Origin of the sequence: Bacillus vallismortis (assembly GCF_040784915.1) — a bacterium.
Taxonomy (GTDB): Bacteria; Bacillota; Bacilli; order Bacillales; family Bacillaceae; genus Bacillus; species Bacillus subtilis_G.
Genome location: NZ_CP160797.1, coordinates 1,462,206 through 1,476,756, shown reverse-complemented (window position 1 = coordinate 1,476,756; position 14,551 = coordinate 1,462,206). Strand labels below are relative to the sequence as shown.

At 42.5% G+C, this 14,551-nt stretch carries 16 protein-coding genes and 1 riboswitch; of the genes, 5 read left to right on the top strand and 11 right to left on the bottom strand.

From position 1 onward, the window contains the following. The first annotated feature begins 29 nt into the window (after positions 1-29). On the top strand, positions 30-1,223 hold the full coding sequence (gene mtnK / locus ABZM97_RS07475) for an S-methyl-5-thioribose kinase (RefSeq protein ID WP_289347024.1): 1,194 nt from the start codon (positions 30-32) through the stop codon (positions 1,221-1,223). Positions 1,224-1,230: 7 nt separating this feature from the next. Further along, positions 1,231-2,292: an S-methyl-5-thioribose-1-phosphate isomerase gene (mtnA, locus tag ABZM97_RS07470; protein WP_367387367.1), complete on the top strand. Its 1,062-nt coding sequence runs from the start codon at positions 1,231-1,233 to the stop codon at positions 2,290-2,292. A 33-nt stretch (positions 2,293-2,325) separates the two neighbouring features. Here the strand turns inward: mtnA and ABZM97_RS07465 are convergent, their stop codons facing one another. From ABZM97_RS07465 to kinE, 3 genes are all read right to left on the bottom strand, one after another. Beyond that, entirely contained in the window at positions 2,326-2,451 is a 126-nt protein-coding gene (locus ABZM97_RS07465) for a hypothetical protein (RefSeq protein WP_141113380.1), read from the bottom strand. Positions 2,452-2,540: 89 nt separating this feature from the next. Further along, on the bottom strand, positions 2,541-3,038 hold the full coding sequence (locus ABZM97_RS07460) for a methylated-DNA--[protein]-cysteine S-methyltransferase (RefSeq protein ID WP_087990974.1): 498 nt from the start codon (positions 3,036-3,038) through the stop codon (positions 2,541-2,543). Continuing rightward, on the bottom strand, positions 3,035-5,251 hold the full coding sequence (gene kinE / locus ABZM97_RS07455; protein WP_087990973.1) for a sporulation two-component system sensor histidine kinase KinE: 2,217 nt from the start codon (positions 5,249-5,251) through the stop codon (positions 3,035-3,037). Before kinE ends, ABZM97_RS07460 begins: the two co-directional genes overlap by 4 nt. Positions 5,252-5,502: 251 nt before the next feature. On the opposite strand from kinE, the gene ABZM97_RS07450 reads away from it, so the two are divergent. Next, a complete protein-coding gene (locus ABZM97_RS07450; RefSeq protein ID WP_367387366.1) occupies positions 5,503-6,525 on the top strand; it encodes an acyltransferase family protein in 1,023 nt (340 codons plus the stop codon). Between the two features lie 40 nt (positions 6,526-6,565). Here ABZM97_RS07450 and ABZM97_RS07445 read toward each other — a convergent pair whose 3' ends face one another. The 4 genes from ABZM97_RS07445 to htpX all read right to left on the bottom strand — a co-directional run bounded on the left by ABZM97_RS07445 (position 6,566) and on the right by htpX (position 9,469). Then, entirely contained in the window at positions 6,566-6,736 is a 171-nt protein-coding gene (locus ABZM97_RS07445; RefSeq protein WP_087990971.1) for a hypothetical protein, read from the bottom strand. Positions 6,737-6,738: 2 nt separating this feature from the next. Continuing rightward, the gene (locus ABZM97_RS07440; RefSeq protein ID WP_087990970.1) at positions 6,739-6,894 is read right to left on the bottom strand and encodes a hypothetical protein; all 156 of its coding nucleotides are present in this window, start codon (positions 6,892-6,894) and stop codon (positions 6,739-6,741) included. 154 nt (positions 6,895-7,048) lie between these two features. Then, positions 7,049-8,398 (bottom strand): TrkH family potassium uptake protein, encoded by a 1,350-nt coding sequence (locus ABZM97_RS07435; protein WP_087990969.1) that lies wholly within the window; start codon positions 8,396-8,398, stop codon positions 7,049-7,051. 174 nt (positions 8,399-8,572) lie between these two features. Next, positions 8,573-9,469: a protease HtpX gene (gene htpX, locus ABZM97_RS07430; protein WP_367387365.1), complete on the bottom strand. Its 897-nt coding sequence runs from the start codon at positions 9,467-9,469 to the stop codon at positions 8,573-8,575. 169 nt (positions 9,470-9,638) lie between these two features. Here htpX and htpK point away from each other — a divergent pair, with 169 nt between their 5' ends. Both htpK and sspD read left to right on the top strand, forming a co-directional pair. Further along, complete coding sequence (gene htpK / locus ABZM97_RS07425) at positions 9,639-10,340, top strand: transcriptional regulator HtpK (protein ID WP_367387364.1); 702 nt, start codon at positions 9,639-9,641, stop codon at positions 10,338-10,340. 131 nt (positions 10,341-10,471) lie between these two features. Beyond that, positions 10,472-10,666: an acid-soluble spore protein SspD gene (sspD, locus tag ABZM97_RS07420; protein ID WP_010330194.1), complete on the top strand. Its 195-nt coding sequence runs from the start codon at positions 10,472-10,474 to the stop codon at positions 10,664-10,666. A 10-nt stretch (positions 10,667-10,676) separates the two neighbouring features. On the opposite strand, the gene ABZM97_RS07415 is transcribed toward sspD, so the two are convergent. The 4 genes from ABZM97_RS07415 to ABZM97_RS07400 all read right to left on the bottom strand — a co-directional run bounded on the left by ABZM97_RS07415 (position 10,677) and on the right by ABZM97_RS07400 (position 14,550). Next, positions 10,677-11,819: an anti-sigma factor domain-containing protein gene (locus ABZM97_RS07415; protein ID WP_367387363.1), complete on the bottom strand. Its 1,143-nt coding sequence runs from the start codon at positions 11,817-11,819 to the stop codon at positions 10,677-10,679. Further along, complete coding sequence (gene sigI / locus ABZM97_RS07410) at positions 11,816-12,571, bottom strand: RNA polymerase sigma factor SigI (protein ID WP_087990965.1); 756 nt, start codon at positions 12,569-12,571, stop codon at positions 11,816-11,818. The genes ABZM97_RS07415 and sigI overlap by 4 nt, the downstream gene beginning before the upstream one ends. A 262-nt stretch (positions 12,572-12,833) precedes the next feature. Further along, positions 12,834-13,625 carry a TerC family protein gene (locus ABZM97_RS07405; protein WP_253269040.1) on the bottom strand — a complete coding sequence of 264 codons (792 nt, stop codon included), beginning with the start codon at positions 13,623-13,625 and terminating at the stop codon, positions 12,834-12,836. Between the two features lie 106 nt (positions 13,626-13,731). Beyond that, positions 13,732-13,837, bottom strand: a riboswitch (yybP-ykoY riboswitch). Positions 13,838-13,884: 47 nt separating this feature from the next. Then, positions 13,885-14,550, bottom strand: coding sequence for a DedA family protein (locus tag ABZM97_RS07400; RefSeq protein ID WP_087990963.1), 666 nt, complete (start codon positions 14,548-14,550; stop codon positions 13,885-13,887). Position 14,551 lies beyond the last annotated feature (1 nt).

Below are 14,551 nucleotides of genomic sequence, written 5' to 3'. Positions count from 1 at the left end.
AAGAGATTACATAATTGGAGGTTATGACAATGGCAGTCACAAAAACACCTTTATACGAAACGTTAAATGAAAGCTCCGCTGTGGCACTTGCGGTGAAGCTTGGCTTATTTCCAAGCAAAAGCACGCTGACATGCCAGGAGATCGGAGACGGCAACTTAAATTACGTTTTTCATATTTATGATCAAAAACATGACAGAGCTTTAATTATTAAACAGGCGGTTCCTTATGCAAAAGTTGTCGGAGAAAGCTGGCCGCTGACAATCGATCGAGCCAGAATCGAAAGCAGCGCGCTCATCCGCCAAGGCGAGCATGTCCCTCAACTGGTTCCAAGAGTGTTTTATTCCGATACAGAAATGGCAGTTACTGTCATGGAGGATCTTTCTCACTTAAAAATCGCAAGAAAAGGACTCATTGAGGGCGAAAACTATCCGCGCCTGTCACAGCACATCGGTGAATTTTTAGGAAAGACCCTTTTCTATTCTTCAGATTACGCGCTTGAACCTAAGGTGAAAAAACAGCTTGTTAAGCAGTTTACAAACCCGGAGCTGTGCGACATTACGGAAAGACTTGTTTTTACAGATCCTTTCTTTGACCATGACACAAATGATTTTGAAGAAGAGCTTCGTCCTTTTGTCGAAAAGCTTTGGAATAATGACAACGTCAAAATCGAAGCCGCTAAACTGAAAAAGTGTTTTTTAACATCTGCAGAAACGCTGATTCACGGTGATTTGCACACAGGAAGCATTTTCGCCAGCGAACTTGAAACAAAGGTGATTGATCCTGAATTTGCTTTTTACGGACCGATCGGATTTGATATAGGCCAATTTATCTCCAACTTATTTTTGAACGCACTCGGCCGTGACGGTGATGACAGAGAGCCATTATATCACCATGTCAAGCAGGTCTGGGAAGCATTTCAAGAGACATTCACTGAAGCCTGGGAGAGGGACAGTCTGGATGTTTACGCCAACATCGACGGTTACCTTACTGACACCCTCAGTCATATTTTTGAAGAGGCGATCGGATTTGCAGGCTGCGAGCTGATACGCCGGACGATCGGCCTTTCCCATGTGGCTGATCTGGATACAATCGTGCCGTTTGATAAACGAATCATCAGAAAACGGCTGGCGCTCGAAACCGGCACAGCCTTTATTGAAAAACGTTCGGACTTCAAAACGATCACAGATGTTATTGAATTATTTAAGTTACTTGTAAAGGAATGATCCATTCATGACCCATTCATTTGCTGTTCCACGTTCTGTTGAATGGAAAGAAACAGCTATTACCATTTTAAATCAACAAAAGCTTCCTGACGTGACCGAATATGTGGAGCTGACGACGAAAGAGGATGTATTTGACGCGATTGTCACGCTCAAGGTAAGAGGCGCCCCGGCCATCGGCATTACGGCTGCCTTCGGACTTGCGCTTGCTGCAAAAGACATAGAAACAGATGATGTCAGGGAATTCCGCAGCAGACTTGAAGATATCAAACAATATTTAAACAGCTCACGGCCTACCGCCATTAATTTATCTTGGGCGCTTGAAAGACTGAGCCATTCGATCGAAAACGCCATTTCCGTAAATGAAGCAAAAACGAACCTTGTCCATGAAGCGATTCAGATACAGGTCGAGGATGAGGAAACGTGCCGGATGATCGGCCAAAACGCCCTGCAGCTTTTCAAAAAAGGCGACCGGATTATGACGATCTGCAATGCCGGTTCTATCGCGACGAGCCGCTATGGAACGGCACTCGCTCCATTTTACTTGGCCAAACAAAAGGATTTGGGACTGCACATTTACGCTTGTGAAACAAGGCCCGTCCTTCAAGGTTCACGACTTACTGCGTGGGAGCTGATGCAGGGGGGCATTGATGTCACTTTGATCACAGACAGCATGGCCGCCCACACGATGAAGGAAAAACAAATTTCTGCCGTCATCGTCGGAGCCGATCGAATTGCAAAGAACGGTGATACGGCAAATAAAATTGGAACATATGGTCTCGCGATTTTAGCAAACGCCTTTGATATTCCGTTTTTTGTCGCTGCACCATTATCTACATTTGATACGAAAGTGAAAAGCGGCGCCGATATCCCGATAGAGGAACGGGATCCTGAGGAAGTGAGGCAGATTTCCGGAGTGCGGACCGCTCCGTCTGATGTGCCTGTCTTTAACCCCGCTTTTGACATTACACCGCATCATCTCATTTCGGGAATCATCACAGAAAAAGGGATTATGAGCGATAACTATGAAGAAGAAATTGAACATCTGTTTCAAGGCGAAAAGGTTCACTAAAAAACCGTTGGGCTTTGCTCATTATGGGCCAAGTCAACGGTTTTTTTGTTTGTTTTGATTGATATGAATGATTTCATCTTTTTGAGCGCTTGATAAGATATGCAGTTTCACAAACAGTTCGGCAAAAGCGGCAATTTTTTCAGAGCGGCTCGGCTTCAATGGCTTTGTCCTCCTTTTTCGTCAGACCAACTTTTTTAACCTAATAAAATGATATGTCGGGCCGCAAAAAAGGGAACGTGCCATACGTTTTATTTTTCTTTGTAGGAAATTTGCTCGATGTTCAGCAAAAATGCTTTGATATCGGTTTTGCTCCCGGCGTATCCTGTTAACGCGCTGTTTTTGCTGATCACTCTGTGGCACGGGACAAAAATCGGCAGGTCATTTCGTTTATTAGCCTGTCCGACGGCGCGCACCGCTTTCGGACTGCCGACCGCAGCGGCAATGTCAGCATAGCTTCTCGATTCTCCGTATGGTATCATCGCCAGCGCCTCCCATACTTTTCGCTGAAAGGGAGTGCCCTTTTGGCTCAGCGGCAGTGAGAATGTCTTTCTTTCGCCGGCAAAATATTCATGAAGCTGTTTTTTCGCTTCCGCCAAACAAGGTGTTTCCTTGTGCTCTATATGCTGAACGGTTTCTTTCCAATCCATCCAATCTTCCTGGCTGAGAAATAGGCGGGTGATATGGCCATCCGCCTCGGCAATCATAAATTCCCCGAGCGGCGTTTTAGCTGTCGTATAGTAGTTCACTCTTCACTCCCTCTTTCTTGAGCATTCTGTCTGACGGGAAGCGTAAGGTGGAAAACCGTGCCCTTCCCTTCTTCACTTTCTACCATGATCTCGCCTTGATGTTCTTCAATAATTTTATAGCTTACCATAAGCCCAAGTCCAGTTCCCCGTTCCTTTGTCGTGTAAAACGGTTCACCAAGGCGTTTTAATTTATCTTCTGTCATTCCGACTCCCTCGTCTTTTAAGGAGATGAGAACATGATCTTGATCCAATGTCCTTATCGTCACAAAAATGTTTCCGCCGTCGGGCATCACTTCGATGGCATTTTTTAATATATTGATAAATACTTGTTTCAGCTGATTCGGTTCACAGTAGATCGGAGGAATGTCGTCAATTAAATCAAGATGCATTTGCACGTTGCTGAGATTGGCTTGCGCGTTCAGAAGGTCTATGGTGTCTCTCATAATTTGGGTGATATGTTTTTCTTCATACATAATGGCCTGGGGCTTGGCTAAAATCAAGAATTCGGTGATGATGGATTCGATGCGCTTTAGTTCTGAGGTGATCACGTTGAAGTAAAGGGTATAGTCTTCCTCCACACTTCCTTTCAGGAGCTGAATAAAGCCTTTAAGTGCTGTCATCGGATTTCTGATTTCATGAGCGATGCCGGCAGCGAGTTCGCCGACAACATGAAGGGTATCCGACTTGCGCAGGCGTTCCTCCAGCTCTTTTCGCTCCGTTACGTCTTTAAAGATAGCCAGGTTCATATTTTGAATGATATTTCGTTTAAATGAGAATTCCAGTTTTCTATTGTCACTGCTGCTCAGCAAAAACGGAATTTCGTTGTCCATTTCATCAAAATTAATCTGCCTTGCCGGTGATGCAAGATTTTCTATTTCATACGAAGAAATAATATCTAACAGGCTGTGCTTTTTTATCTCTTCATAAGACAGGCCTAAAATATGGCTTGCTAACGGGTTGGCGTCGATGATCCTGTATTGATTGTCGAACAATACATTGCCGTCCATTGAGCCGTTGAACACTTTTCTGAATTTCAGCTCGCTTTCCCGAAGCTCCTTTTCCATCCGCTTTCTGTCGCTGACATTTCTTAAAATCGTCAAGTGCTGGTTTTCGAGTATGGTCCGCTTTGAAGTAAATTCGAGTTCTTTGAACTGCCCGTTCGCCATTTGAAACAGCAGCTCTTCTCTGATCTCTCCGTATTTTGCGTATTTCCTCTTCGTTATGCTGTATTTCCGCTGCGAGTCAACGAGAAAATCACACACCTTTCGTTTCAGCAGCAAATTCATCGGCAGCTCAAAGATTTTACAGGCGGACTGATTCGCCTTCACGATTCTTCCGTCATTTGACCAGATGATAATGGCGTCCATCGCATTTTCAAATATTTCTCTGAAGCGCTCCTCGCTTTTAAAGAGCTGCAGCTCCATAGACCGCTTCTCTGTAATGTCCCTCATAATGGACATATAAAAACCGCTGATGATGTTTGATGTGATCGTGAATTCAAATAGCTTTTGGACTCCTGAACGAAGCTTGACGGGCAGCTCCCCCTTCGCTTTCCCCTTGCGGTTGAGCGTCTTCCAAATATTATCGAAATCTTTACGTGAGCCGCTGTCTATGAATTTGTACAACGATAAATGAGACAGCTCATTTTGATTGATTTCAAAACTTTTACAGAAGGACAAATTCGCATCAATAAAACCGCCATCTTTATCAAACAGAACGATTCCGTCAACAGCTCTGTCAAACAAGTCCTTAAAAAGCTGTTCATTCATAGAGAATTCCCGCTCTAGAATCTTCTTGGAGGATATGTCTCTCATGACAACAAAAAAGAAATCCTCGCCAATCCCTCTTTTGGCCAGAAACTCTATGTATTTAGTCGCTCCGCCATCAAGCCTGACCGGCACCTCCTTCCATAGGAAACCTTTCTTAAAAAACTTCTTTACAGCAAGATTCAGTTCATCCTTTGGGATAGAAAACAAAAAATCCAAAACGGAGCGAGTCTTCAAATCCTCCGAATCAACTTGAAGCATCCTTTCTGTGGCTTCATTCGCCTGAACGATTCTCAATTCATTATCACATATAAAAATAGCATCGAGCGTATTGTTGACAATCACTTGATGCTGATCTAACTCCTTTTTCAGCCGTGCATTTTCTTCTTTGATTCGCTTCAGTTCTTCCCGCAGCTCTGACTTAGTCTGGACATCAAGAGTTCCCATGCGTGTACACTCCTTCTTCAAAACCTATCCCTCAATATTTCTACAAAATGCAGGAACTTCCTTCATTTGCCCTATAAATTTCAGTAAATTTCAGCGCGGTTACATAACGAAGACATTTTCTACGATCCTTACCTCCACTTTACATCGACCTAACAATCAGCTGTTTTTCAATTCATTTTTCCTCTTTTATTTTAAAATATAAACCACCAGGGAATAATCTCTTAATGACTGATTAAAGAGAAGGTGATGCTATGAGTAAATCGCGGGACAGTTATTTTGATAATGCCAAATTCTTATTGATATTCCTTGTTGTATTCGGCCATATTCTTCGTTCTTTTATTCATGATAACAACTTTATGCTCTACCTTTACAAGTTCATTTACACATTCCACATGCCTGCCTTTATTCTTGTTTCCGGTTATTTTGCGAAAGGCTTTAAACGCGCTGGATATGTGAAAAAGCTGGCGGTCAAGCTGATTATTCCGTATTTGATTTTCCAAATCATCTATTCCGTATTTTATTACATGATGCAAGACGAAAGCATGGCAAATGTGAATCCGATTGATCCGCAATGGTCGTTATGGTTTCTCGTAAGCTTATTCTTTTGGAACCTGCTGCTTTATCCTTTTTCAAAGCTTTCAAAGCTGTGGGCGCTGTTTGTCAGCTGCGGTATTGCCGTGCTGATCGGTTATCTAGACTTTGTCAGCAGCACGCTGAGCTTGTCACGGACATTTGTATTCTTACCGATGTTCCTTGTCGGGTTTTATCTGAATAAACACCATTTTGATTTATTGAGATCAAAACGGGGCAAACAAATTGCACTCGGGGTGCTTGCCGCCGTATTCGTCATCTGCTGGGGCGTCGACTTTGACTATTCTTTACTGTTCGGCTCTAAACCGTATTCTTCATTTGGAGACGTTACCTTGGCAAGCGGGCTTTCCCGAATCGGCTGGTATGTACTCGCCTTTGCGGCAACCTTCAGCTTTTTAGCGCTTGTTCCGCAAAAACGGTTTTTCTTTACGAAATGGGGAACCCGGACATTTTACGTGTATTTGCTCCACGGGTTTATTATTAAAACGCTGAGACAGTTCGGGCTTGAGGATGGGCTTACTGACTATCAAAACTTAGTGATTCTCTTACTCTTAACAGCAGCCCTGACATCAGTACTCTCAAGCAATTTTGTTAAGACAGTTGCTCAGCCCTTCATTGAGCTGAGAATGACCAGCTTATCGCAATTTGTCAGAGGAACGGGCAAAAATGCTTATTTAAAATAGAAAAGCGCCTCTTAAGCGGACGCCGCCTAAGAGGTCTTTTTTATTTTCGTTTGTTCTCTTTTTTCTTTTCAGGCTTTGTGATTTCTAGCGTTTCGATGATCTTCCCGGCATTGTAATCTCCTAATTCACTTGAGAATTCTTCCTCCAGCACCTTCTTATTCATTGGCTTTTTATGATTTTGCATCTCTCTGCTATGGCGGTTTTTCTTCAAAATCACATGCCTCCTTGCCGGCCCTGTTTGGAATTGCGGTTGGCACCCCTAAAATTCGGGTTGTCATGATACTGTGTCTTATATGAATTTGGGTCCATGCTCTCGGTAGGTGTATTGTTATTTTTAATGGCCTCATCCACTTCGGCTTTGCGCTTCATACGAATCCTCCTCGCCTGTTTTTCAGACATTTGATTTCGCTAAAGATGCAGGAGCGTTAAACCGCACCTGTAGATGTTAGGTTCTCCAACTCAAACGGCGGCACACATCTTTTTTTTGGCAATCAAAAAACACCGCAAAACACGCGGTGTTTTTCTATCCGATAATCACTCTTTCCTTCGGATAATGATAATTCGCTTCAATTTCCTTCCTTCCGATCAGATACAGGAAGGTCAGGATGCCGATTCGCCCGATAAACATGACAATCATAATAACGCATTTTCCAACGTTGCTTAAATCAGCAGTAATTCCAAGTGACAGACCGGTTGTACCGAATGCCGAGCAGACTTCAAACAAAATCTCAAGCAGGGAATGCTCTTCAGTAATCGTAAGAATGAGTGTCGCGCCAAAAACGAGCAGAATCGCCATCATTGTGACAACAAGCGACTTCATGAGATCAGCAGGATGCAGCTCCCGTTTGAATACCTTTACGGATTTATTGCCGCGGGCAAAATGAAACAGCGCCAGAAGATTCAGGGCGAAAGTCGTTGTCCGTATGCCTCCCCCTACTGAACTTGGCGACGCACCGATAAACATCAGCGCACTCATAAATAGCAGGGTCGGGTCAGACAGCTGGCTTATATCAATCGTGGCAAGCCCTCCGCTCCTTGTTGTGGTTGATTGAAATAGAGAAAGGAATAAAATATCATGCCACGATTTACCTGCAAACAAATGATTTGCTTCAAGGACATAAATCCCTATCGAACCAAACAAAACAAGTGCGCCAAACATTGTTGTTGTAATTTTTGTAAATAAACTAAACGGATATCTCCGGTTTTTGGAAAACAAAAAGTCTTTCACTTCCACTAGAACAGGGAAACCGATGGCTCCGAAAATAATCAATAACAGTGTAATAAATTGCACAAAATAATCATGCCGATAGGGTATCAGAGAGCTGCCTGTTATATCAAAACCGGCATTTGTGGTTGCACTGACACTCGCAAAAAAACCATGCAAGTAAGCATCTTGAATGGAATCGTAGTAGGTTAAAAAATATGTCCCAAGGATGATGGCGCCAAAGAGCTCAATCCATAATATGAGAAAGAGAATCTGTTTCATAAGATTGACGATCCCAGAAAATTGTGATTGATTTTGATCGACCATCATTAATTTCCGTTCTTTTAACCCTATTCTTTTGCCCATTAGCAGCCAAACAGAAGTGCCTAATGTCATAATGCCAATTCCGCCAAACTGCAGAACAAACGCAAGAATAACAATTCCTGTTGTACTAAATGTATCAGCCGTATTCACAACAGAAAGCCCGGTTACGCTCACGGCGCTGACTGCTGTAAACAGAGCATCGATAAAAGACCATTCTGCTCCTTGTTTATGGGCCACTGGAAGACTCAATAAAATAACTGCAACCGTCACCGCAAGAAAATAATAAACCGCGATCAGCTGGGCCGGTGACAATGCCTGTATCAATTTTCCAAACTTTAATTTCATGTAAAATCCTTCTGCCTCTCTTTTTAAGTACGGTAATTATTCTAAAGATATTGGACACAATTTTAAAGGCTTTTACGCAACATTTTCTTAACTTGCTTATTTTTTTATGATTTTAGTCAAAGGATCAAATAAAAAACCTCTGAGAGGTTCTCTCAGAGGAACAAGGTGTTTGTTTTATTTAGCTTCTAACCGTCTGATTCGCTCATCCAAATCAGGGTGAGTAGAGAAAAGCGAAGAGCGCTTCTTGCCATTAATCTTTAATGTTTGAACAGCTGTCTGATCGTCTTCCTTAATGCGGGAGGAATAGCTCTTAAGCGTTCGTAGCGCATGAATCATCTTATCCTTGCCAGCCAGATCGGCTCCTCCTCTGTCAGCGTGGAATTCACGATGGCGTGAGTACGCAAACACAACCAGGCTGCCGAGAATGGAAAAGACAATCTGAAAGACAATCACTGCAATAAAATGAACGATCGGCGCAAGGTCTTCCTTGACAAAACGGCTTGCAATCCATGCTGCGATACGGGATAAAAAGACGACAAAGGTATTGACGATACCTTGTAAAAGCGTCATCGTAACCATATCACCGTTAGCGATATGCGCGACCTCGTGGGCAAGCACACCTTCAACCGCAGCATCATCCATTTGCTCCAGCAGTCCTGACGACACCGCCACAAGAGAACGGCGTTTTGACGGTCCAGTCGCAAACGCGTTCACTTCAGGCGAACGGTAAATGCCGACCTCCGGCATTTTCGTTAAACCGGCAGAACGGCTTAATCGATGAACACGATCAACCAATTGCTGCTCCTCGTAACTGAGCGTATGTTTTTCCGGATTCAGCACTTTGACGCCCATCATCGTCTTGGCCATCCATCTGGACATCGCAAGAGACATAAAGGAGCCGACAAAACCAACAACCAAACTGAACACAAGGAGCGCGATTAGATTGATATCGCCATCAGCGGTAAAGTACGTCCCGACTCCGGTAACCGAGCTTAAAACAGATAAAACGATCCCGATTGTTGTAAGCACCAAAATATTCGTTAAAATAAACAAAAAAATTCTTTTCGCCATAATAACCTCCGTTATTTTAAGTTCAAAAGAACTTGTATATTTAAATTATAAAACATCTGTTTGAAAATGCAAGGAATTAGACGTATGATGTTAATGTATTGCTGACGCTTAAATTTTAAATTCATACATAGACTTATATTCGCGTCAAATTGTTTTGAAGAGGTGAACAATGAACATTTTCAAACTCACTCGAACCGATATGGTGCGGCTGCTCTATTCCCTAAAAGGACAAGGAGAAATAAGCCCGCTCGACATTGTCGTCCAATCAGCGAACATGTCAGCAGATAAAGCTGCCAATCATCTTGAAATTCCTGAATTTCTTACAAGATATGAACGAAAAAAACAAAAAAAAGAATACGGTCTCTCTACAAACGAAATCGTAGAACTCGGCAACCTATGCGAGCTGACTTCGTTAAAGTCAACCGCAATCCAAAACTGGGTAAAGCGTGATTTCAAAGATCTGATCGGACATCCTGAGCTGGGCAAAAAATATTCGGTTGAACAGGCAGTCATACTTTTAATTGTACGTGATTTAAAATCGATTTATGACTTTGAACATATACGGGCTATTTTAAGAGTGGCGTTTAACACCATCTCAGACAGAACCGATGATGTCATCAGTCCGATTTCTTATTATGAAAGCTGCGCATATGTGCTTGATGCCGTTCATCACCAGGACACACCTTCTATGAAGGAATCAAATCTGCAGGAGATCGTCGAACAGGAAACAGATCGTCTCCGCCATCGTTTTGAAGAATTAAATGACAGCCAATGGCTTAAAATCAGACAGACTATTGCCATAACAGTTCTCTCCATTTTGACATTCCATATTCAGGCAACCGCACATAAAATGACAGCTGACATTCTATAGACTGCGGTGCCCCCGGCTAAAAAACCGGGGGCTTTCTTATTTTCCCCAACAATTCCCAGCATAAATAACCCCCGTACATTTCAAACTAACTACGCGTTAAGAATTCTTTATAGAAAAAGGAGATGAAAAAGATGGCGAGCAGAAATAAACTCGTTGTTCCAGGGGTGGAGCAGGCACTAGACCAATTCAAACTCGAAGTGGCTCAAGAATTCGGTGTGAACCTTGGTTCTGATACAGTCGCACGCGCTAACGGCTCTGTAGGCGGGGAAATGACAAAGCGGCTGGTACAGCAAGCACAATCACAAATAAATGGCACAACTAAATAAATTCAGGCCTTTATTCGCCGGGGTCACTCGGCGAATTTTCAGTTTGAGCTGAATTATTTTCACTGCTGTAGCCGTTTGGATTACGGCGGTCAGAAGCGTTATCCCTGTTTGACGAAGAACGATTCTTGCCTTGTTCACCGTTATTCCAGTCCCTGTGATATTGGCTTTGATCCTTTTCAGCGCTGTTTCCTTCATTTCCTTTATCTTGAGGATCTTGTATTGGGGTTTGCTGATCCCCATTTTTTTCAGCATTTGTGTTTTCATCTGATTCCTTTACATTTTTATCTTTGTCACCATCGTTAGTCTGGCCATCCGTAGTATCTTTTTTCCGGTCTCCGGAATCTATATCATCCTGCTGTTCATTATCTCCTTGCTTGCTGTCCTGGCCGTCAGGTTGATCTTTTTTTTCATCCTCATTTTCGGCACTGTTTTGATTCTCTTCCCCGGATGGTTTGCTGGGGTCCTCTTTTGAATCTTTATTGTGATTCTTTTCGTTTGATTTGATGTAGCTGCCTGTTGAAACGCCTTCCTTCTTCGCTTTTTCCCTTGTTTGCATATCTGACTCAAGAGATTCCATGCGGTATGTCGTTTTATATTTTTCCGTCACATCATTCAGCTGTTTTTTCACAGCTTTTTTATATGTATTGTCTTCCGTATTTTCATAAACAGTGGAAATCAATATTTCTTTCGATTCCTTTACATATCCATGTTCACTGCAGTCGGTAATAATATTATCAATCACCTTTTTAAAATCAGTCTTCTCCCAATTATCTATATCATTGACGACCTTCTTTCCCTCATCGTTTAGAGGCGTCAGTTCAATCACTTCGTAATCGCTGTTTAACGCAATTTCAAAGCTTGGATTAATATCGATTGTCATATACGCATAGGCCTTATTATTAGAAAAAACGGGGAGAATAATAAAAATAAAAAGCATAATAGCGGTCATCGTAACGATCCCCATTTTGAAAGGGCGCAGTTTAAAAAAATCAAAAAAGCTGGCCCTTCTGCCCATGCGTGATTCACTCGGAAGCATGATTTCTTCTCCGATTTCATAGCTGCGGCGATCATGTTTAGCTTTTAAAAATTGTCCGTCAGGGGTCAGCAACGTGACGAATTTTCTATTTTTCTCTACTATAATCCCTCTTCTCATGAGTGCAGCACCCCTTTAAGATAATCTTTTAAATAAATATAATCACCCGTAATGATAATACACATCGCAATAATATATTTTCTGTTTCTCTCAATCGTTTTTCGGCTTACAGAGACCAGCTGTTCGAGCTGTTTCACCGGAAGCTGTTTCTTTGTATACAGGATAGCGGCCAATTCTTCATGTTCAACAAGGGTGATCGCCACCTTTATGGCGTTTTGCCTTGCGTCCGCATGTTTTGGAGAGTTTTCAAGCAGCTCTTTAAACGATAAACCATAATCTTTTAGCTGCTTTTGAAAATAGAGGATTTCCTCCCGCCTCTGCTCCTGTTCAATCTGACGGCGGTATTCATCAATGGAAAGCTCGGCTTCGATCAGGCTTTGAGATGACTCCTGATCGTCTCCTTCCTGTAAATCGATGTTGATATTCTGTGCGCTTCTTGCTTCTTTTCTGATGTAATCAATGACTTTTCTTTTTATAATAAGCTCAGCAAATGCGAGCAGCGAATTTCCTTTTTCAGATGAGTATTTTTCAATAGCTTCATTAAATGCGATGAGTCCGATGCTGAACTCATCGTCTTTTTCATCTATATATCGTTTACAAACGGATGAAACCGTCTTTGCGATAAATGGCTTATATTGCTGTATTAATTCATTCTGCAGATCTTTATTGCCTTTTTGTATACTTTCAACCGTTTTTTCAAGCGTTTGCTTCTTTTTTCCTAATTTAAACAAAAGGCTAAGCACTGGTTTCACCTCAGTTCCTCCCTATAACTACTCATTAATGATAGCTAATTTGATAGGGATTCGCAAAGGAGAAAAAGAAATATTGGTTTCCAATGTCTCAATTATGACAAACCATTCTGACGTCCTATACATGATTTCGTGCCTTTCTAGAGAATTAAGGGGGTTTTATCAGTGTTTTTTGTAACAAAGCTGTTATAAAAATGTTATTTTATTTCGTCTATGAAAACGTTTTAAACATGAAAAGACTCTGCTTTTTAAGCAGAGTCTCATATTACGCCCTTTCCCGGCTGCTGTTATTTTGTTCGTTTTGTGTGCCCTCCGGCTGTTTTTTACCTGACATGAACCAGCCGGAAACCGCGATTGCCGCTAAGACACCCCAGAATATCAGCTTCCATGTTCCAGAATGGATAAAGTGCTCAGAAACAATCGCTATGTCGTTATGGGCAAGTGTATATAAAGCAAGCTTCACTCCGACCCAGCCGACAATCACAAAGGCTGCTGTTTCTAGGCTTGGACGTTCCTTTAATAACTTAACAAACATTGAAGCCGCAAACCGCATGATCACCAGGCCGATGATACCTCCGGCCAAAATGACGGCAAATTGCCCTCCGTCAAGTCCGCCGATCTGTGGAAGCGGTGTTGCAGGAAGCGTAACCGCCAGCGCTACTGCCGCTAAGATGGAATCAACCGCAAACGCGATATCTGCCAATTCAACTTTTAAAACAGTCGGCCAAAAACCGCTTTGCTTCGTCTCTTTATGCGTGTCTTCTTTTTTAAACACATATCTTTTCAATAAGTGGCTTATTGAGATATACAGCAAGTAGATCGCGCCAATCGCTTGAACCTGCCATACGTTGACCAAAAAAGAAATGGCGAATAAAGAGCCAAATCGCAGAACAAAAGCCCCTGCCAACCCATAAAATAACGCCTTTTTTCTTTTTTCCTCCGGCAAATGTTTTACCATTACCGCCATCACTAACGCGTTATCGGCGGCTAAGATACCTTCCAGCCCGATCAAGACGAGAAGAACCCAACCATACTCCAATAATAATGCTGCATCCATAAATGATACCCTCCCAAAAAAGTTGTTTTCTTTCTCTTCATCCGATCTTATGGCGGCCGGACCATGCAAAAAAGACCTTTGCCGTCATAAGGCAAAGGTCTTGCTAGACATGAATTCAGGCATGCCAACAAAGCCGATGGATATCACAATCCATGGAATGACGACTTTGTTTCCGGAAACAAATCCGGACGCTACTCCCCTTTGGGATTTCAAGAAATATAATATTATACGTCAATGATATGTGCAGCGAGATCATTTGTCAACGCTTATTTTTTAAAAATGCAGATAAATGTTCTGAGTGCGTGCGTTTTTTCCTCTTTTTAATCAGCAAGTAGACCACGAACAAAGCTAAAATTGCAATCCCGATCGGAAGCATATATTGATCGAGAATAGAGCCGACTTCCTTCCAATTTTCACCGAGCTTCACACCGAGATACACATATACAAATGTAATGGGCAGCATGGCGATGAATGTGTAAATCGAAAACACCCAAACGTTCATTTTTGCAATGCCGCACGGTATAGAGATCAATGTGCGGATGCCTGGCAAGAAACGGCCGCTGAAGGCCACAAATCCCCCGTGTTTTTTAAAAAATTCATCCGACTTATCGAGAGCTTCAGGCTTAATGAAGAGGTACTTCCCGAAACGTTCAAGAAACGGCCTCCCTCCGTATCGGCCTATCCAATACAGCGTGAGCGGGCCGGCAACTCCCCCAAGCGATCCCGCCAAAACAGCGCCGGCAAGCGTCATATCACCTTTAGATACCCAATAACCCGCAAGCGGCAGGACGATTTCAGCAGGAATAAACTCAATACAGAGCGCTAGAAATATTCCAAAATAAGATAGGCTTTTAAATGCTTCTATCCAAGACATAATCAGTTCTTCGATATCCATCACTTCCCTTTTTTCATCTTTATGTATCATA